Annotated in this window: 16 protein-coding genes and 1 tRNA gene; 11 read left to right on the top strand and 6 right to left on the bottom strand. The window is 69.8% G+C overall.

Features of this window, described 5'->3' with window-relative positions; all coding sequences use genetic code 11:
• Nucleotides 1-23: 23 nt before the first annotated feature.
• Together ACFY9I_RS04420 and ACFY9I_RS04425 are read left to right on the top strand one after the other, a co-directional pair.
• Nucleotides 24-599 carry a GNAT family N-acetyltransferase gene (locus tag ACFY9I_RS04420; protein ID WP_390996499.1) on the top strand — a complete coding sequence of 192 codons (576 nt, stop codon included), beginning with the start codon at nucleotides 24-26 and terminating at the stop codon, nucleotides 597-599.
• Nucleotides 596-2,368, top strand: coding sequence for an IucA/IucC family protein (locus ACFY9I_RS04425; protein WP_390996502.1), 1,773 nt, complete (start codon nucleotides 596-598; stop codon nucleotides 2,366-2,368). Before ACFY9I_RS04420 ends, ACFY9I_RS04425 begins: the two co-directional genes overlap by 4 nt.
• 252 nt (nucleotides 2,369-2,620) lie before the next feature.
• On the opposite strand, the gene ACFY9I_RS04430 is transcribed toward ACFY9I_RS04425, so the two are convergent.
• Nucleotides 2,621-4,267: a family 20 glycosylhydrolase gene (locus tag ACFY9I_RS04430; RefSeq protein WP_390996505.1), complete on the bottom strand. Its 1,647-nt coding sequence runs from the start codon at nucleotides 4,265-4,267 to the stop codon at nucleotides 2,621-2,623.
• A gap of 103 nt (nucleotides 4,268-4,370) precedes the next feature.
• Here ACFY9I_RS04430 and ACFY9I_RS04435 point away from each other — a divergent pair, with 103 nt between their 5' ends.
• The 3 genes from ACFY9I_RS04435 to glmS all read left to right on the top strand — a co-directional run bounded on the left by ACFY9I_RS04435 (nucleotide 4,371) and on the right by glmS (nucleotide 7,663).
• The gene (locus ACFY9I_RS04435; RefSeq protein WP_390996508.1) at nucleotides 4,371-5,255 is read left to right on the top strand and encodes a DUF4429 domain-containing protein; all 885 of its coding nucleotides are present in this window, start codon (nucleotides 4,371-4,373) and stop codon (nucleotides 5,253-5,255) included.
• Between the two features lie 305 nt (nucleotides 5,256-5,560).
• Nucleotides 5,561-5,818, top strand: a complete 258-nt coding sequence (locus ACFY9I_RS04440) for a hypothetical protein (protein WP_390996511.1) — start codon at nucleotides 5,561-5,563, stop codon at nucleotides 5,816-5,818.
• A 27-nt stretch (nucleotides 5,819-5,845) separates the two neighbouring features.
• Entirely contained in the window at nucleotides 5,846-7,663 is a 1,818-nt protein-coding gene (glmS, locus tag ACFY9I_RS04445) for a glutamine--fructose-6-phosphate transaminase (isomerizing) (protein WP_390996514.1), read from the top strand.
• A 172-nt stretch (nucleotides 7,664-7,835) separates the two neighbouring features.
• Here glmS and ACFY9I_RS04450 read toward each other — a convergent pair whose 3' ends face one another.
• Complete coding sequence (locus ACFY9I_RS04450) at nucleotides 7,836-8,420, bottom strand: GPR1/FUN34/YaaH family transporter (protein ID WP_390996517.1); 585 nt, start codon at nucleotides 8,418-8,420, stop codon at nucleotides 7,836-7,838.
• Between the two features lie 180 nt (nucleotides 8,421-8,600).
• Complete coding sequence (locus ACFY9I_RS04455) at nucleotides 8,601-9,131, bottom strand: universal stress protein (protein ID WP_390996520.1); 531 nt, start codon at nucleotides 9,129-9,131, stop codon at nucleotides 8,601-8,603.
• Between the two features lie 729 nt (nucleotides 9,132-9,860).
• Between ACFY9I_RS04455 and ACFY9I_RS04460 the strand changes: the two genes are divergently transcribed.
• From ACFY9I_RS04460 to ACFY9I_RS04475, 4 genes are all read left to right on the top strand, one after another.
• On the top strand, nucleotides 9,861-10,187 hold the full coding sequence (locus ACFY9I_RS04460) for a hypothetical protein (protein ID WP_390996522.1): 327 nt from the start codon (nucleotides 9,861-9,863) through the stop codon (nucleotides 10,185-10,187).
• 378 nt (nucleotides 10,188-10,565) lie between these two features.
• The gene (locus ACFY9I_RS04465; protein WP_390996525.1) at nucleotides 10,566-11,789 is read left to right on the top strand and encodes a helix-turn-helix domain-containing protein; all 1,224 of its coding nucleotides are present in this window, start codon (nucleotides 10,566-10,568) and stop codon (nucleotides 11,787-11,789) included.
• Between the two features lie 112 nt (nucleotides 11,790-11,901).
• The gene (gene orn, locus ACFY9I_RS04470) at nucleotides 11,902-12,504 is read left to right on the top strand and encodes an oligoribonuclease (RefSeq protein ID WP_390996528.1); all 603 of its coding nucleotides are present in this window, start codon (nucleotides 11,902-11,904) and stop codon (nucleotides 12,502-12,504) included.
• A 92-nt stretch (nucleotides 12,505-12,596) separates the two neighbouring features.
• A tRNA-His gene (locus ACFY9I_RS04475) sits at nucleotides 12,597-12,669 on the top strand.
• Nucleotides 12,670-13,086: 417 nt separating this feature from the next.
• On the opposite strand, the gene ACFY9I_RS04480 is transcribed toward ACFY9I_RS04475, so the two are convergent.
• The 3 genes from ACFY9I_RS04480 to ACFY9I_RS04490 form a co-directional block, all read right to left on the bottom strand.
• Nucleotides 13,087-13,359 carry a hypothetical protein gene (locus ACFY9I_RS04480; protein WP_390996530.1) on the bottom strand — a complete coding sequence of 91 codons (273 nt, stop codon included), beginning with the start codon at nucleotides 13,357-13,359 and terminating at the stop codon, nucleotides 13,087-13,089.
• 11 nt (nucleotides 13,360-13,370) lie between these two features.
• Nucleotides 13,371-13,592 carry a hypothetical protein gene (locus ACFY9I_RS04485; protein ID WP_390996533.1) on the bottom strand — a complete coding sequence of 74 codons (222 nt, stop codon included), beginning with the start codon at nucleotides 13,590-13,592 and terminating at the stop codon, nucleotides 13,371-13,373.
• A 742-nt stretch (nucleotides 13,593-14,334) separates the two neighbouring features.
• Nucleotides 14,335-15,390, bottom strand: a complete 1,056-nt coding sequence (locus tag ACFY9I_RS04490; RefSeq protein ID WP_390997015.1) for a substrate-binding domain-containing protein — start codon at nucleotides 15,388-15,390, stop codon at nucleotides 14,335-14,337.
• 649 nt (nucleotides 15,391-16,039) lie between these two features.
• On the opposite strand from ACFY9I_RS04490, the gene ACFY9I_RS04495 reads away from it, so the two are divergent.
• Together ACFY9I_RS04495 and ACFY9I_RS04500 are read left to right on the top strand one after the other, a co-directional pair.
• Complete coding sequence (locus ACFY9I_RS04495) at nucleotides 16,040-17,404, top strand: extracellular solute-binding protein (protein ID WP_390996536.1); 1,365 nt, start codon at nucleotides 16,040-16,042, stop codon at nucleotides 17,402-17,404.
• Nucleotides 17,405-17,409: 5 nt separating this feature from the next.
• Nucleotides 17,410-18,414: an ABC transporter permease subunit gene (locus ACFY9I_RS04500; protein ID WP_390996539.1), complete on the top strand. Its 1,005-nt coding sequence runs from the start codon at nucleotides 17,410-17,412 to the stop codon at nucleotides 18,412-18,414.
• Nucleotides 18,415-18,421: the final 7 nt, after the last annotated feature.

Here is an 18,421-nt window from a genome sequence, read left to right on the forward strand (position 1 = left end):
GACACCCGTACAAGGAGTTCCCGATGAGCGCCGCCCTTCGAGCCGGCACTTTCACGATCCGGCCCCTCGATCCGCTCTCGGACGCCGAGCTGCTCCACGGCTGGGTCACCCACCCCAAGGCGGCGTACTGGATGATGCAGGGCGCCAGGCTGGAGGAGGTCGAGCGCGCGTACATGGAGATCGCGGCCGACCCGCACCACCACGCCCTGCTGGGCCTGCGCGACGGCGAACCCGCCTTCCTCATGGAGAAGTACGACCCCGCCCACCGTGAGCTCGTCGGCCTGTACGACCCCGAGCCCGGGGACGTCGGCATGCACTTCCTGGTGCCGCCGACCGACACACCCGTGCACGGCTTCACCAGGGCCGTGATCACCGCCGTGATGGGGCACCTCTTCGAGGACCCGGCCACCCACCGGGTCGTCGTCGAGCCGGACGTGTCCAACAAGGCCGTCCACGCCCTCAACGAAGTCGTCGGTTTCGTCCCCGACCGCGAGATCGACAAGCCGGAGAAGCGCGCGCTGCTGAGCTTCTGCACACGAGAGCAGTTCTTCACGAGCCAGAGCAGCCGGAGCCCGGCTGCCCGAGGAGTAACCGTATGACCCTGTCCGATGCCGTGGCACATCTGTCCCCCCACCGCTGGGCACGGGCCAACCGCCTGCTCATCCGCAAGGCCCTCGCCGAGTTCGCCCACGAGCGGCTCATCACGCCGGAGGCCACCGCCGACGGCCGCTTCGAGGTCCGCGGCGACGACGGTGCGACCCGCTACGGGTTCACCGCCGTCCGGCGCGCCCTCGACCACTGGCAGGTCGACGCCGACTCGATCACCCGCCAACGGGACGGCGTCGACCTCCCTCTGGCCGCCCTGGACTTCTTCGTCGAGCTGAAGCGGTCCCTGGGCCTGAGCGACGAGATCCTGCCGGTCTACCTGGAGGAGATCTCCTCCACCCTGGCCGGCACCTGCTACAAGCTCACCAAGCCGCAGACGCCGGTCGCCGAGCTGGTGGACGCCGGTTTCCAAGCCATCGAGACCGGGATGACCGAGGGCCACCCCTGCTTCGTCGCCAACAACGGCCGCCTCGGCTTCGGCGTCCACGAGTACCTGTCGTACGCGCCCGAGACGGCGAGCCCCGTCCACCTGCTCTGGCTGGCCGCGCACCGCTCACGGGCGGCGTTCACGGCGGGTGCGGGTATCGAGTACGAGGCCTTCCTGCGGGACGAACTGGGCGCGGAGACGGTCGCCCGCTTCCACTCCGTCCTCACCGACCTGGAGCTGGACCCCGCCGACTACCTCTTCATCCCGGTCCACCCCTGGCAGTGGTGGAACAAGCTCAGCGTCACCTTCGCCGCCGAGGTCGCCCAGCGGAACCTGGTGCTGCTCGGCGAGGGCCACGACGAGTACCTGGCCCAGCAGTCGATCCGGACGTTCTTCAACAGCTCCGCCCCCGAGAAGCACTACGTCAAGACGGCGCTCTCCGTCCTCAACATGGGCTTCATGCGCGGCCTCTCGGCGGCGTACATGGAGGCGACCCCGGCGATCAACGACTGGCTGGCCGGGCTCATCGAGAACGACCCGGTCCTGAAGTCGACGGGCCTGTCGATCATCCGCGAGCGCGCCGCCGTCGGCTATCGCCACCTGGAGTACGAGGCCGCCACCGACAAGTACTCCCCGTACCGCAAGATGCTGGCGGCGCTGTGGCGCGAGAGCCCGGTGCCGTCCCTCCGGGAGGGCGAGTCCCTGGCGACCATGGCCTCCCTGGTCCACGTCGACCACGAGGGCCACGGCTTCGCGGCGGCCCTGATCACACGCTCGGGGATGACCCCGAAGGAGTGGCTGCGCCGCTATCTGCGGGCGTACCTCACTCCCCTCCTCCACAGCTTCTACGCCTACGACCTCGTCTTCATGCCGCACGGCGAGAACGTCATCCTCGTCCTGAAGGACGGCGTCGTCGAGCGGGCCATCTACAAGGACATCGCCGAGGAGATCGCGGTCATGGATCCCGACGCGGTCCTCCCGCCGGCGGTCGAACGCCTCCGCGTCGACGTCCCCGAGGACAAGAAACTCCTGTCCCTCTTCACGGACGTCTTCGACTGCTTCTTCCGCTTCCTCGCCGCGAACCTCGCCGAGGAGGGCGTCCTGGACGAGGAGGGGTTCTGGCGCGCGGTCGCCGAGACCGTCCGCGACTACCAGGACGGGATGCCCGAACTCGCCGACAAGTTCGCCCGGTACGACATGTTCGCCCCCGAGTTCGCCCTCTCCTGCCTCAACCGCCTCCAGCTCCGCGACAACAAGCAGATGGTGGATCTGACGGACCCCGCGGGCGCGCTCCAGCTCGTCGGCAACCTGCGGAACCCCATCGCCGGCCTGTAGGCACCGGACCCCACGGACTGACGGACCCGACGGACTGACGGACCCCACGGACTGACGGGCACCTCGGAGTACGGTCCTCCGAGGTGCCCGTCGCATGGTGCCGGTCGGCGTTCGACTGCCGGCGAGTGGGGGCTGGTCGCGCAGTCCCCACGCCCCTGCCAGCCCCGCGCGCCCCATGCCGTCAAGGGGCGCGGGGAACTGCGCGAGAAGCCCCACCGGACCCGCACCCGCCAACCAGCCGCCCCCCACCCGCTACCGCGTGGGCCAGGGCACCTCAGACGCCCGGAAGTACCCCACCCCGAGCGCCTCCCACCTGTCCGCCTGCGCGGCGAGCCGCACCCGGTACTCCTCCCAGCCGAGCGCGCCCGCCGGCGACCACCCCAGCTCCGCCACCCCCGGCAGCCTGGGAAACGCCATGTACTCAACATCCGCCGACGTCGCGATCGTCTCCGTCCACAACGGCGCCTCGACGCCCCTCACCGCCGCCGCCGGGACCCCTTCCAGATAGTCGCCCGGGTCCCACTCGTACGACCGCCGCACATCCACGTACCCGGCCCAGTCCAGCCCCAGCGGTGTGTCCTTGTCGTACTTCATGTCGAGGTAGATCCGGTCGGCGGGCGAGAGGACGACCCCCGTCCCGTTCCGCGCCGCCGCGACAACCCGCTCCCTCTCCTCCGCACCCGTGCTGTCCAGCCCCCAGTACTGCGCGAGAGCGCCCCGCGCCGGGGTGGCCCCGGTCAGCTGGTGCCAGCCGATCACGGTCTTCCCGTACCGCTCGACGACCGGCTGCACCCGGTCCATGAACGTGACGTAGTCCTCGTGACCGGTGGAGTGCGCCTCGTCCCCGCCGATGTGGAGGTAGCGGCCGGGAGTGAGCGCGGCCAACTCCCGTACGACGTCGTCCACGAAGTCGTACGTCTTCTCCTTGTCGACGCAGAGCGAGCTGAAGCCGACCTCGGTGCCGGTGTAGAGCGGGGGCGCGGCCCCGTCGCAGTTCAGCTCGGCGTAGGAGGCGAGCGCCGCGTTGGTGTGGCCGGGCAGGTCGATCTCGGGGACGACCTCCAGATGGCGGGAGGCGGCGTACCGGACGATCTCCTGGTAGTCGGCCTTCGTGTAGTACCCGCCGGGGCCGCCGCCGACCTGGGTGGAGCCGCCGTACGTGGCGAGGCGCGGCCAGGAGCCGATGGCGATGCGCCAGCCCTGGTCGTCGGAGAGGTGCAGGTGCAGCTTGTTGAACTTGTAGAGGGCGAGCTGGTCGACGTACCGCTTGACCTGGTCCACGGTGAAGAAGTGCCGGGAGACGTCGAGCATCGCGCCGCGCCAGCCGTAGCGCGGGACGTCCTCGACGGTGCCGCCCGCGACCAGCCACGGTCCGGGCTGCACCGAGTCCTTCTCGACGGCGGCGGGCAGCAGTTGGCGCAGGGTCTGGACGCCGTGGAAGAGCCCGGCGGGCGCGCGGGCGGTGAGGACGACGCCGGAACGGCCGCTCCGCAGCCGGTACCCCTCCTGGCCGAGAGCCGCCTCCCGTGGGGCGAGCCGCAGGCTGATTCCAGCCGTCTGGGACTCGTCCCGCGGCTCGGCCCGGCCCTCGGCACGGGGCGCGGCCCGACGTTCGGCCACGGGCAGCCGGAAGCCGGTGGACGGCCGCAGGATCCCCGCCAGGTACTCCCCCACCCGGCGGGCCGCGGGACCACCGTCCACGACGATGTGCGCCCCACTCGTCATCCGGTACGGCGATCCGCCCGCGTCGACCGAGGCGGGGGCCGGGATCACCCGGCCGAGCGGGACGGTGGCGGTGTCGGTGTTCTCGGACAAGGGTGCGGCTCCCACGGCGAGGATCCCGGTCGCCACGAGCAGCAGCGAACCGAGCAGACGAGTCGATCTGTGGCGCGGTCCCACCGAGTGCTCCCTTCCACCGGCCGAACGGACCCCACCACCATCCCCCGACCACACGTGCAGGTCTAGACCATCTCATTCCCCGGCCGATGGAACAATCCTTCCCATGGCGGAAATCCTCCAGCGGGACGGCACGTGGACCTTCGACGGCGACACCCTGCGGCTGACCCCCGGCCGCGACAAGAGCGTGAGCCTGCTCCGCAAGACCCTGGGTGAACTCTCAATCCCGCTGGGCGCGTTGGCGGGGATCTCCTTCGAGCAGGGCAAGAAGTCGGGGCGGCTGCGCCTCAGGCTGCGCGACGGCTCCGACCCGCTGCTCCAGACGACCGGGGGCCGGCTCACCGACTCCAACGACCCGTACCAGCTGAGCGTGGACTCGGACCGGTACGGCGTCGCCGAGTACTTCGTGGACGAGATCCGCAACGCGCTGCTGCTGGACCAGGTGCCGACCGACGCGGTGGACAGCTATCTGCTGCCCGGCCCCGCCGTTCCGCTCTCCGTCTCCGCCGGGGACGGCACCGCGAGCTTCGACGGCGAGCACGTACGCCTGGAGTGGAACTGGAAGACGGAGGAGTCGAAGGTGGCCGCCGGGACACGGCAGTTGGCGCTCGCGGACATCGCGGCCGTGGAGTGGCTGCCGTCGGTCGGCCTGGAGAACGGCTCCCTCCGCTTCACCGTGCGCAACGCGCCGACCAAGGCGCCGCCCAAGTACGACCCCAACTCCGTGGAGCTGTGGGGTTTCAAGAAGGACCCGCTGATGGCCCTGGTCGCGGCAGCCGTGCAGGCCCGCCTCCCGCATCCGGCGGCGGCCGTGACGGAGATACGGCCCGCACCGGCCGAGCCCGTCCCCCAGCTCGCGCCCGCCCCCGGCGAGGACGATCACGACGCCCTGCTGCGACGGCTGCGCGAACTGGGGGAACTCCACAAGTCGGGCGTCCTCACGGACGAGGAGTTCACCCTGGCCAAACAGGCGGTCCTCAAACGGATGTGACGTCCCTGAGCCACGGACGGAGGCCTGCTTCGCCCTGCGCGCCACCGTGAAGTGGTCGACCCGCTCCACCGTCTCGGCGATGCCCCGCACGGCCAGGGTGGCGTGGTGCCCTTTCGGTGCCGGCTTCACGTCCACGCGCAGGAAAGTCGTCGCCTCAGGCGACGGGATCCGGGCCACCGGATGGACAGCGCGCGAGCAGGCGCTCGTCACACATTCAACGTTCACCCAAGGGCCAGCAACAGGGAGCTGCCCGATATCGGGCAGAATTCTTGCGAAACCGACGCCGGTCCCCCAGGATCTACCGAGTGCACGACGAACTTGTCGATCATCTGACCCGCTCCTCACCCCTCAACCGGGGCGAGGCGCTGCGTGTGATCCAGGACGTGCTCGCCTTCTTCGACGAGACGACGGAGGACTACGTCCGTCGCCGCCACCGCGAGCTCCAGGCCCAGGGCCTGGTGAACGCGACGATCTTCGAACGGATCGAGGCGGACCTGAAGTACCGGGCGGTCGCACCGCCGGAGCTCACGCTCCGGCAGCTGCGCCGCATCGTCTACGGCTGAACCGACCAAGAAACGGGATACCTATATATGTGCGGGATTGTCGGCTACATCGGCAAACGCGACGTGGCGCCGCTGCTCCTGGAGGGCCTGCAGCGGCTGGAGTACCGGGGCTACGACTCGGCGGGCATAGTCGTCACCTCGCCCAAGACGGCCGGACTGAAGATGGTCAAGGCCAAGGGCCGGGTCCGTGACCTGGAGGCCAAGGTCCCGGCGCGCTTCAAGGGCACCACCGGCATCGCCCACACCCGCTGGGCCACCCACGGCGCCCCCTCCGACGTCAACGCCCACCCGCACATGTCGGCCGACAACAAGGTCGCCGTCGTCCACAACGGCATCGTCGACAACGCCTCCGACCTGCGGAAGAAGCTCGAGGCGGACGGCGTCGAGTTCCTCTCCGAGACGGACACCGAGGTCCTGACCCACCTCATCGCCCGCTCCCAGGCGGAGACCCTGGAGGAGAAGGTCCGCCAGGCGTTGCGCATCGTCGAGGGCACCTACGGCATCGCCGTCATGCACGCCGACTTCAACGACCGGATCGTCGTCGCCCGCAACGGCTCCCCCGTCGTCCTCGGCATCGGCGAGAAGGAGATGTTCGTCGCCTCGGACATAGCCGCCCTGGTCGCCCACACCCGCCAGATCGTCACCCTCGACGACGGCGAGATGGCCACCCTCAAGGCCGACGACTTCCGCACCTACACCACGGAGGGCACCCGCACCACGGCGGAGCCCACCACCGTGGAGTGGGAGGCGGCCTCGTACGACATGGGCGGCCACGACACCTACATGCACAAGGAGATCCACGAGCAGGCCGACGCCGTGGACCGTGTGCTGCGCGGCCGCATCGACGACCGGTTCTCCACAGTGCACCTCGGCGGCCTCAACCTGGACGCCCGCGAGGCGCGGCAGATCCGCCGCGTGAAGATCCTCGGCTGCGGCACCTCGTACCACGCGGGCATGATCGGCGCCCAGATGATCGAGGAGCTGGCCCGCATCCCCGCCGACGCCGAGCCTGCCTCGGAGTTCCGCTACCGCAACGCCGTCGTCGACCCCGACACCCTCTACGTCGCCGTCTCGCAGTCCGGCGAGACCTACGACGTCCTGGCGGCCGTGCAGGAACTGAAGCGCAAGGGCGCCCGCGTCCTCGGCGTGGTGAACGTGGTCGGTTCGGCGATCGCCCGCGAGGCGGACGGCGGCATCTACGTCCACGCGGGCCCCGAGGTCTGTGTCGTCTCGACCAAGTGCTTCACCAACACCACCGTTGCCTTCGCCCTGTTGGCGTTGCACCTCGGCCGCACCCGCGACCTCTCCGTCCGCGACGGCAAGCGGATCATCGAGGGCCTGCGCAAGCTCCCCGCCCAGATCGCCGAGATGCTGGAGCAGGAGGACGAGATCAAGAAGCTGGCCCAGGAGTACGCCGAGGCCCGCTCGATGCTCTTCATCGGCCGCGTCCGGGGCTACCCGGTCGCCCGTGAGGCCTCCCTCAAGCTCAAGGAGGTCTCCTACATCCACGCCGAGGCCTACCCCGCCTCCGAGCTCAAGCACGGCCCCCTGGCCCTCATCGAGCCGGCCCTCCCCACGGTCGCCATCGTCCCCGACGACGACCTCCTGGAGAAGAACCGCGCCGCCCTGGAGGAGATCAAGGCCCGCAGCGGCAAGATCCTCGCCGTGGCCCACCGTGACCAGGAGAAGGCCGACCAGACGATCGTCGTCCCGAAGAACGAGGACGAGCTGGACCCGATCCTCATGGGCATCCCCCTCCAACTCCTCGCCTACCACACGGCCCTGGCCCTGGGCCGCGACATCGACAAGCCGCGCAACCTGGCGAAGTCGGTGACGGTGGAGTAGGGCACCTGTCCCGATGAGGGGGTGGGGGCTTTCCAGGGGCGCGGGGAACCGCGCGACCAGCCCCCACCGAACCCGCAACGGCCGAACAACCGAACGGACCCCCGCGTGAAGCCACATTCACGGGGGGTCCGTCCACAACGCCGGGGCCGCCCAACACCCCGACCGCTGCCGATCAGCCCGTGGCCGTCACACCACCCTGGTCGGCAGCACGCGCACGCCTCGGCACAGCCGTGGGCCAGTGCGCGAGCGCCGCAGTCGCCGCGTACCACGCCACAAGCCCGCCCACGGCCGCGAACCACCCGGCCACCTTCGCGAGCGCGGAGCTGTCGCCGAACGAGGCGACGGCGAGCAGCAGCATGGCCGCCGACAGCAGCCCGTACGTCACCCTCGCGAGCGTCTGGGACGTTCCCAGCGCGAGACTGAGCGCCACGAGCGCGAACAACAGCGTGAACAGCCCGGACGCGTTGGCGGAGGCCGGGTCGCCCGTCGGGTGTCCAGCCGTCCAGCCCCAGGTGAACCAGAGGGCACCGAGTCCGGCGTACGCCGTCCCCGTGAGGGTGTCCCGGTCGCGCAGGGCGAGGAGCCCCGCGACGAAGAGCGCCAGGCCACCGACGTACGTGGCGAGAGAGACCGCGTCGGCTTCCGTCAGACCGTCGATCACCCGGGTGTGACCGAGACCGAACGCCAACAGGGTGAGGCCGAGCGCGAGTTGGCCGAGAGTGGAGGTGTTGCTGCCCGCAGAGACGCCATTGTCCACGGCGGGGCTCCCTTCGTGCGTGTGCAGTTGTACGGCGAACCGGTTATGCCCTTCACAAAGGCACAAACACCTCTACGCGCCAGTAGGTTCACGTGTTCGCGGAAAACGGCGCAGCACACCCGAGGACCTGTCTCACCTGCTGGTAAGGGAGTTACAGGAGCGAAGCGAGATGCCGGGAGTTCAGGGAATGACGATCACGGGCCGCCGCGCCCGCTTGGCGAGGCGCCCGGCGACCGAGCCGAAGAGCCGCCCGACGAGGCCGTGGGTTGACCCGACCACGATCGCGTCGGCCTCGTACTCCCGGCCGACCTCTTCGAGCTCGTGGCAGATGTCGCCGCCGCGCTCGACGAGGATCCACGGCACCTCGGCGAGATAGTCGGCGCAGGCGAGTTCCAGGCCGAGGACCTCGGTCCGGTGGTCCGGGACGTCGACGAAGACCGGCGGCTCGCAGCCCGCCCACACGGTCGTGGGCAGCCGGTTGGCGACATGCACGATGATCAGGCCCGAGCCGGAACGACAAGCCATGCCGATGGCGTACGCGAGGGCTCGTTCACTGGACGTCGAACCGTCGAAGCCGACGACGACGCCGTGCTTGAAGGCGGGATCGCAGGAGGAGCGGGCGTCTTCCGCCGCCAGGGGGTCGGCCGCCGTGGGATCGGCGACGGGCCGCCGCTTGCGGTCCGCGGAGTCGAAGAATTCGTGACCGGCCATGGGTGTCTCGGCGTTCGGATCCTCGTGATGGGACGACGTGTAGGGGACGTCAGTGTGCGGCGGAGCCGTGTCCGGGAGTGCTTCCCGACCCCATACCCCCAAGGGTACGACCGCACGCCTCCTCCGCCCAGATCCCGCACCGGCTGCGCGGGGTTCCAGGGAGCATGCACGACCCCCGGCCCGTAACGCAATGGTTGCTGCCACGTACAGCCGGTTTCTCCGGGATCCGTGAGCCCGACGGCTCGGGTGCGGCCGATCCGGCTCGCCGCGGGCCGTACGCGGGCCGTACGCCGCGGCCGTAAGCGGCAAGTCGTGCCGCCGGGTCGGGAGGCATCCCCGCCGGAGCGAAGCCGAGGGTGGGGTCGGGTGGTCGGGCGGGTCGGGTGGACGCGGCGGAACCGCCCCCCGAGCGCGGCGAGCGCGAACGCCCCGGACGGCCCGGACGGCCCGGACGGCCCGGACGGCCAACCGATCGAGCAGCACCAGATCGTGCAGCACCAGTGACCGACGGCTCGAACACGCGTTGAACCCCGGTAAGCCGCCCCCGAGGGAGCCAGGAGGGAGCCCGCAGTGTCCGCACGCCGCCCCGCCCCCCAGTACGCCCCGGAAGCCGACGAATTCCCCCCGTTCGCGCGAAGGACCCCGCGAAGCGCACCGCGCAGCACCCCGCGAAGCACCCCGCGAAGCACCCCGTCACCCGCGCCCCACCCGACCGACACCGCCACGGACGTGGTTCGCTGGGCGGCGTTCAGCTGCGTTCTCGTTCCCGTCGTCCTCGTCTGGTACGGCACCTCGTTCGCCGGCGCGACGGGTGCCGCCCTCGGTCTCGCCGCGGTCACCGGCGTCTGCCGCGTCCTGCTGCGCCAGTCCGAACGCGGCGCGGCCCGCGCGGCCCGCGCCGCCCGGACGACGGCCGCTGCGACGACGGCGGCCCCGACGACGGCCGGCCGTTCGATGGCCGAAGATCACACCCTCCGGAACGGCCGACGCGGACGTTCCGCTTCCGGGGCGCGCAGGGGCGGACGGAACTCAGGCCCGAGTGCGCCGGTCGACTGACCGGTTTCCGCGCACACCACCGTATCTTTTCAGCCAACTTCGGCCACCTGCACGTCCCTTGGTCGAACACCCCTCCACCCCCCGTTCGACCTGCGCTGAAAGAGGTCCAGGGGCCGCGCGCACCCTACGTGGACCGGCCACGGGGGCGAGGCGCACTTCCCTGCACGGCCCACGAGTGCAACGCTTCGTGATCGAATGCTTCACGCCAAGTTGCCATGTCGACAATGTGCCGGTTGGCGATCTGGTCACGCCGGCACCACGGGACACAGTAGATTCGATCATGACTGTCTTACGGCGGGGGACTCGTGCAGGACCAAGGGGAAACGTGCAGGAGCGACACAACCGAGGAGCCGCGACCACCGAGGGGGGCTTAGCAGTATGAGCCACGACTCCACCGCCGCGCCGGAAGCAGCGGCCCGGAAGCTGTCCGGGCGACGCCGCAAGGAGATCGTCGCGGTGCTGCTGTTCAGCGGCGGTCCCATCTTCGAGAGTTCCATACCACTGTCGGTGTTCGGGATCGACCGCCAGGACGCCGGCGTACCGCGCTACCGCCTACTGGTGTGCGCGGGCGAGGAAGGCCCACTGCGGACCACAGGGGGCCTGGAACTCACCGCACCGAACGGCCTTGAGGCGATCTCGCGGGCGGGCACGGTGGTCGTGCCCGCATGGCGTTCGATCACCTCACCGCCGCCGGAGGAGGCGCTCGACGCACTGCGCCGAGCGCACGAGGAGGGGGCCCGCATCGTCGGGCTGTGCACCGGCGCCTTCGTGCTGGCCGCCGCCGGCCTGCTGGACGGCAGGCCCGCGACGACACACTGGATGTACGCGCCGACGCTGGCCAAGCGCTATCCGTCCGTCCACGTCGACCCACGGGAACTCTTCGTGGACGACGGGGACGTACTCACCTCGGCCGGCACCGCGGCCGGAATCGATCTCTGTCTGCACATAGTGCGGACCGACCACGGCAACGAGGCGGCAGGGGCCCTGGCCCGGCGGCTCGTCGTGCCACCCCGTCGATCGGGCGGCCAGGAGCGCTACCTCGATCGATCTTTACCGGAGGAGATCGGCGCCGACCCGCTCGCCGAGGTCGTCGCCTGGGCGCTGGAGCACCTCCACGAGCAGTTCGACGTGGAGACGCTCGCGGCGCGCGCGTACATGAGCCGCCGCACGTTCGACCGCCGGTTCCGCTCGCTCACCGGGAGCGCTCCCCTGCAGTGGCTGATCACCCAGCGGGTGCTGCAGGCACAGCGGCTGCTGGAGACATCGGACTACTCGGTGGACGAGGTCGCGGGGCGCTGCGGCTTCCGTTCGCCGGTGGCGCTGCGCGGGCACTTCCGCCGGCAGTTGGGCTCGTCCCCGGCGGCGTACCGGGCGGCCTACCGGGCCCGGCGACCGCAGGGCGACAAGCCCGTCGACCACCACGACGGCCCGCACGGCGTCCCGGGGCCCTCCCCGATGTCGCCGGAGCACGCCCCGGTGCCGCTCCAGGCCCGGCGTACGGCTGCGGCGAGCGCCCTGGCTCCCGCGTCCATGTCCACGGAGGGGGCCAAGCCGGAGCTGTACGCGACGGGACGGCTGCCGGGCCAGCGCAGCGCGCCCTAGCCGTCCGGCACGCACGCACCGGCTACTGACGACCGTACGGCCCGGTCCCGCACCTGATCACCCTGGTGCAGGACCGGGCCGTACGGTCGTCACGGGCCGTAAGGTGAGACACATGAACGATCGCATGGTGTGGATCGACTGCGAGATGACCGGCCTCTCGCTGTCCGACGACGCGCTCATCGAGGTGGCCGCCCTCGTCACCGACTCCGAGCTGAACGTGCTCGGCGAAGGTGTCGACATCGTCATCCGCCCGCCGGACTCGGCGCTGGAGACCATGCCGGAGGTGGTGCGCCAGATGCACACCGCGTCCGGCCTGCTGGACGCGCTCCCCGGCGGCACGACCCTCGCCGACGCCGAGGAGCAGGTCATGGCGTACGTCCGGGAGCACGTGAAGGAACCGGGCAAGGCCCCCCTGTGCGGAAACTCGGTGGGCACGGACCGGGGCTTCCTCCTCCGTGACATGCCGACGCTGGAGGACTACCTCCACTACCGCATCGTGGACGTCTCCTCCATCAAGGAGCTGGCCCGCCGCTGGTACCCGAGGGCGTACTTCAACAGCCCCGAGAAGAACGGCAACCACCGGGCCCTGGCGGACATCCGCGAATCCATCGCCGAACTCCGCTACTACCGCGAGGCGATCTTCGTCCCGCACCCCGGCCCCGACTCGGACACGGCCCGCACGATCGCCGCGAAGCACGTCCTGCCTGCGCGGTAGCCCGCCCGCAAAGGCGTGCGCGAGCACCCCTGCAGACCCTGTACACTTTTTCTCGGCCGGTCGGTGAACCTTCGGATGAACCGCCGGTCGTGGTGGGTGTAGCTCAGCTGGTAGAGCACCTGGTTGTGGTCCAGGATGTCGCGGGTTCGAGTCCCGTCACTCACCCTTAATGATCAAGGGCTGATCTGTGAAAACAGGTCAGCCCTTCGTCATGCGCGGCATCAGCATCGGTGAGCGGCCCCAGAAGAGCGGCGACGCCACCTGTCCGGTGACATGGCGCCAGGACGGGGCGTGGCAGGTGGTGGATCTGCGGCGGCACTGGAGAAGTCGGCGGCGCTGGAGAAGTCGGTGGCGCTGGAGAAGTCGGTGGCGAAGGCCCGTGCCGGCCGTGGCGAGAGCGCGTGACCGGTTCCGCAAATATGGGTGTCCGGTGTCTATCGCTGTGGCTGGAATGTGATGCATGGTGGTGCGCACGGGAGCCGCTCCATCCCCCGGGAGTGGCTCCCTTGGGCCCGCTGAGCGTGTTGACGGGGCCCGCCGCGCCTCCCGGTTTCCTCCCCACGGGAGGCTATGCGGCTGCCCTCAGTCGTCGGGGTGCCGCACGATCCTCTTCACGTCCGCTTCGACTTCCTGCCGCGACCGGCCCTGCTCCCTGGCGTAAACGGTCACGGCAGCCTGGACGTCCCGAGCGAGGTCACGCCAGGCTCGCCACGCGGTCTCGTAGATGCTGGTCTGCGCCTGAGTCCAGGGGCTAGCGGCGGGTGGCCCGAAGGTGTCGCGCAACTCGTTGACCCGGTTGCGTGCCTGGTCGGCCGCGCGCTGCATCTCCACGAGTTCTTCGAAGGTGTGTGCCACGGGCAGGGATCTTATGCAGCCGGGGCCATCTCTTCGCGCATCGCTTCCGTCCGCCGCGCGGGGCGTCGTTCGGCTGCCTCGGCGATGGCCCAGGCGGTGACGAGCTGCTCGTACTCGGCTCGTTCGTGGGGGCGGAGGTAGCCGCCGGCGGTGTGGAAGAGGGTGCGTATCCGGTTGTTGATGTCGGCCGCAGACCGCACGGAACCACGGCTGCAGAGGTGGTTGGGGGACATGCGGGAAGCATAAGGGCAGCCGCTGACAAAGCCATGGGAATTTGCCACCGCGCCCCTGCCTACGCTGCCCGCATGGCCCACATGATGCGCACTGTGGTCTTCGGCGTCGGCGAGACCCTCACCCACGATGACCGGGGGAACCGATGCCGCCGGGGAAGCGGCAGCCATACCGGAACGCGTGGGCCGACCGGCTCAACGCCCCCGCCACACTCTGTCCGCGTCCGTCGCGGCCTTGAGCAAGCGGTTCTGTCGGCTCGTCTGAGGCTTCCTGTCGACTGTCAAACGGGGCGAGTCCAAGACGTTCGCCATTCCGAACAAGGCTCGAAGTGTCGAGCAAACTGGATCATTAGGGAGTCAGTGAACGGCGTCAATACCTTCTCGCGCAATTCGCGAGCCGGAAAATTCACAGGTTGAAGCAGGCGACTTCAGGGCGGGTCCAGGTGACCTGCTTCGGCGAGAGACATGAGCGAGCAGAGCGAGGCCCTCTGTACGCCTGCCGGGAGTGCGTACCGCGGCGCAGCCGACCAGGCGCGAGCGCGGCTTGGAACGGACGGACGCCCGCCCTCGGACCGTCGGATCCGATAGCGATGCGCGACCACCACCGGCCCGTGGCGGAGGAGGGCATGAGCGGCGGCGAGTGCGGTGTACGCCGCGAGGTGAACGGCGTCTACCAAAACGGCACCGACGGCTGCCGGTCGGCCGACGCGGGCCCGCCCGGTGGACGCTCAGGCCGGGGCCGGCCTCATGACGAGTCCCGCGCCACCAGATCCGTAGGAAGCACCACCTGCCGCCGCTCCAACCCCCGCGACACCGCCGGGCGACGGTCCGCGATCTCGTCGAGGAGGAGGTCGATCATGGCGCGGCCCATCTCCTCGATGGGCTGGCGGACGCTCGTCAGCGGCGGGTCCATGTGGCGGGCGATCGCCGAGTCGTCGTAGCCGACCAACGCCACGTCCTCGGGTATGCGGCGGCCGGCCTCGCGGAGGACCTGGCGGGCACCGGCGGCCATGACATCGGACCCGGCGAAGACCGCGTCCAGGTCGGGGCAGCGGGCCAGCAGTTCCGCCATGGCCCGGCGGCCGCCGTCCTCCGTGAAGTCGCCGGGGACGATCAGCCGCTCGTCGACCTCGCGGCCGGCGTCCTCCAGAGCGTCGCGGTAGCCGTCGATACGGCGCTGGGCGCCGTAGACGTCGAGTCGGCCGGTGATGGTGGCGATGCGGGCGCACCCCCGTGCGATCAGGTGCTCCACCGCCGAGCGGCCGCCGCCGTAGTTGTCGGAGTCGACGGAGGGCAGCGTCTCGTGTTCCGAGCGGGGGCCGCTGATCACCGCCGGGATTTCCAGTTGTGAAAGCAGATCGGGCAGCGGGTCGTCCGCGTGTACAGAAACCAGAAGCACGCCGTCCACGCGGTGGGCCGCCAGGTACTGGGCCAGTCGGCGGCGTTCCCGGTCACTGCCCGCGAAGATCAGCAGGAGCTGCATCTCCGTTTCGGACAGCTGGGCGCCCACACCCTTGAGGATGTCGGAGAAGTACGGCTCGGAGAAGAAGCGGGTCTCCGGCTCGGGCACGACCATCGCGATGGCGTCCGTGCGGTTCGCCGCCAGGGCGCGGGCCGCCGTGTTCGGGACGTAGCCGAGCTCCGCGACGGCCGCCTCGACCGCCGCACGGGTCGCGTCACTGACCCGGGGCGAGCCGTTGATCACCCGGGACACCGTCCCCCGGCCCACACCGGCCCGAGCGGCGACCTCTTCCAACGTCGGCCGCCCACCGCTCCGGCCCCGTGCTCCGTGGCCTGCCACCATGGTCGCCTCCCGTTCACACCGCGCTGGCGTGGAATCTAACAGTCCTGATCCCCGTACGAGGTCCAGGAAGTGGTCATTCGGGCTCCGACGGTGATCGGCGAACCGATCCCGGCGGCACCGGGCGCACCTCACCGCCGCCGAAGCCGTCGAAGCCACCGAGGCCGTCGAGGCAGTCGAGGCCGTCGAGGCCATGAACTCGGTGAGCCTCTCCGGGCCGGCGGCGGCCCGCGGCTTCCTCGGTCACCGTCCGACCGCCGCCGACCCGACCGTGCGCCCGGTGGTCGACTGCGCCACCGGCCCCACCGCCGGCCGGCCACCGGCTCGCCCACACACGGGCCGGGCACCGGCCCTCTTCCCGCCGACCTCTGAAACCACCCGCGCCCCGCCCGTCGATTTTCGGGCAGGACAGCCTCTCGGTCCCGGGGTTAGTTAACAGCCCGATAACCGAAGACATATCTCCGCGCTCTCTCCCTTGACACCCTCGCACGAACCGACGACTCTTCAACACATCACTCGTGGGAGCGCTCCCACGGTACCTGGCACTTACACATCCCGCACGTTCCCCACCCGAGCCGCAGCTTGAAAGCACGGGCCCAACAACGCAGTTGGCCGGGGGGTCGGCACGTCAGGGCATCAGGAGGACGCAATGCGAGCACGTACCCTCCCCCACTCCCGGCTCCGGTCGGGCGGGGGCACCCGTATCGCCCGCAGGACGCGCAGGACGGTGGCCATCGCGGCCGTCGCCGCGCTGGGCGCCGGGCTGCTGGCCGGCTGTGCCGATGACGGCAAGGACGAGGACGACACGTCGTCGGACGGCGGCGGTGGCGGCAAGACCAAGATCACCCTCGGCCTCTTCGGCACCGCGGGCTTCGAGGAGTCCGGCCTGTACAAGGAGTACGAGAAGCTCCACCCGAACATCGACATCCAGCAGACCGTGACGGAGCGGAACGAGAACTACTACCCGGCTCTCCTCAACCACCTGACCACCGGCAGCGGTCTGCAGGACATCCAGATGATCGAGGTCGGCAACATCGCCGAGATCGTCGAGACCCAGTCGGACAAGCTGCTCGACCTGTCGAAGTACGGCAAGAAGAGCGACTACCTGGAGTGGAAGTGGCAGCAGGCCACCACCTCCGGCGGCCAGACGATCGCGGTCGGCACCGACGTCGGCCCGATGGCCATCTGCTACCGCAAGGACCTTTTCCAGGCGGCCGGTCTGCCGACCGACCGCGAGGAAGTCGGCAAGCTGTGGGCCGGCGACTGGAACAAGTTCGTCGAGACCGGCAAGAAGTTCAAGGCGAAGGCGCCCAAGGGCACCACCTTCCTGGACTCCCCCGGCGGTCTGCTGCAGGCGATCCTCAGCAGTGAGAAGGACCGGTTCTACGACTCCTCCGGCGAGGTCATCTACAAGACGAACGCGGCCGTCAAGGACGCCTTCGACCTCACGGCGCAGGCCGCGAAGGACGGGCTGATCGGCAACCAGACGCAGTTCCAGCCCGCCTGGGACACGACGATCGCCAACAGCAAGTTCGCCGCGATGTCCTGCCCGCCGTGGATGCTCGGCTACATCAAGGGCAAGTCGAAGCCCGAGGCGGCCGGCAAGTGGGACATCGCCCAGGCGCCGAAGTCAGGCAACTGGGGCGGCTCCTTCCTGTCCGTGCCCAAGAACGGCAAGAACGCCGAGGAGGCCGCGAAGCTGGCCGCCTGGTTGACCGCGCCGGAGCAGCAGGCCAAGCTCTTCGCCGTGCAGGGCAGCTTCCCGAGCACCCCGGCCGCGTACGACTCGGCGGCGGTGAAGGACGCGAAGAACGACATGACCGGTGACGCGCCGATCGGCCCGATCTTCGCGCAGGCCGCCGAGAACATCCCGGTCCAGACGATCGGTCCGAAGGACCAGATCATCCAGCAGGGCCTGACCGACAACGGCGTGATCCTCGTGACCCAGGGCAAGTCGGCCGAGGAAGCGTGGAAGAACGCCGTGAAGACCATCGACAACGCACTGGACAAGTGACCGGCATGGCCACACGGCACGACACCGCCGCGCCCCCCGTGAAGGGGGGCGCGGCCCCGGCCCGCCCGCCCGCCGACTCCCCGTCCGAGGAACGCCGCCGGGCCCGGCTGTCCCGCCGCTGGCAGCGGGACGTGCGCTGGAGTCCGTACGCGTTCGTCTCCCCCTTCTTCCTGCTCTTCCTCGCGTTCGGCCTGTTCCCGCTGCTCTACACCGGCTGGGCATCGCTGCACGCGGTGGAGCTGACCGCCCCCACCGACATGAGCTGGGTGGGGCTGCGCAACTACACCCGGATCTTCGACGACGAATTCTTCTGGAACGCGGCGAAGAACACGCTGATCATCGGGATCATCTCGACCGTTCCGCAGCTGATGATGGCGCTGGGCATCGCGCACATCCTCAACTACAAGCTCCGCGCCTCGACCTTCTACCGGGTCGTGATGCTCGCCCCGTACGCCACGTCGATCGCGGCGGCCACGCTGGTCTTCGTCCTGCTCTTCGGCCGTGACTACGGAATGATCAACTGGTTCCTGGGTCTGGTCGGGATCGACGCCGTCGACTGGCAGAACGACACCTGGTTCTCGAAGATCGCCGTGTCGACCATCGTCATCTGGCGCTGGACCGGCTACAACGCGCTGATCTACCTCGCCGCGATGCAGGCGATCCCGCAGGACCTGTACGAGTCGGCGGCCCTCGACGGCGCGAGCCGCTGGAAGCAGTTCATCCATGTGACGCTGCCGTCGCTGCGCCCGACGATCCTGTTCACCGTCGTGGTGTCGACCATCGGTGCCTCGCAGCTCTTCGCCGAGCCGCTGCTGTTCGACGCCAACAAGGGCGCGTCCGGCGGTCCTCAGCACCAGTTCCAGACGCTGGGCCTGTACCTGTACGAGCAGGGCTGGGTGTTCCACCACCTGGGCCGCGCCTCAGCGATCGCCTGGACGATGTTCCTGATCCTCATCGTGGTCGGAATCATCAACTACGTCATCTCGCGCCGGCTGCGCGCCAGTAGTTAGGAGACCG

Origin of the sequence: Streptomyces sp. NPDC012510 (assembly GCF_042955065.1) — a bacterium.
Classification (GTDB): Bacteria; Actinomycetota; Actinomycetes; order Streptomycetales; family Streptomycetaceae; genus Streptomyces.

Coding starts and splice junctions, on each gene's coding strand:
- orn (WP_390996528.1), top strand. CDS start 11,902: ATGAACGATCGCATGGTGTGGATCGACTGCGAGATGACCGGCCTCTCG.
- ACFY9I_RS04500 (WP_390996539.1), top strand. CDS start 17,410: ATGGCCACACGGCACGACACCGCCGCGCCCCCCGTGAAGGGGGGCGCG.
- glmS (WP_390996514.1), top strand. CDS start 5,846: ATGTGCGGGATTGTCGGCTACATCGGCAAACGCGACGTGGCGCCGCTG.
- ACFY9I_RS04495 (WP_390996536.1), top strand. CDS start 16,040: ATGCGAGCACGTACCCTCCCCCACTCCCGGCTCCGGTCGGGCGGGGGC.
- ACFY9I_RS04465 (WP_390996525.1), top strand. CDS start 10,566: ATGAGCCACGACTCCACCGCCGCGCCGGAAGCAGCGGCCCGGAAGCTG.
- ACFY9I_RS04420 (WP_390996499.1), top strand. CDS start 24: ATGAGCGCCGCCCTTCGAGCCGGCACTTTCACGATCCGGCCCCTCGAT.
- ACFY9I_RS04485 (WP_390996533.1), bottom strand. CDS start 13,592: ATGTCCCCCAACCACCTCTGCAGCCGTGGTTCCGTGCGGTCTGCGGCC.
- ACFY9I_RS04455 (WP_390996520.1), bottom strand. CDS start 9,131: ATGGCCGGTCACGAATTCTTCGACTCCGCGGACCGCAAGCGGCGGCCC.
- ACFY9I_RS04425 (WP_390996502.1), top strand. CDS start 596: ATGACCCTGTCCGATGCCGTGGCACATCTGTCCCCCCACCGCTGGGCA.
- ACFY9I_RS04435 (WP_390996508.1), top strand. CDS start 4,371: ATGGCGGAAATCCTCCAGCGGGACGGCACGTGGACCTTCGACGGCGAC.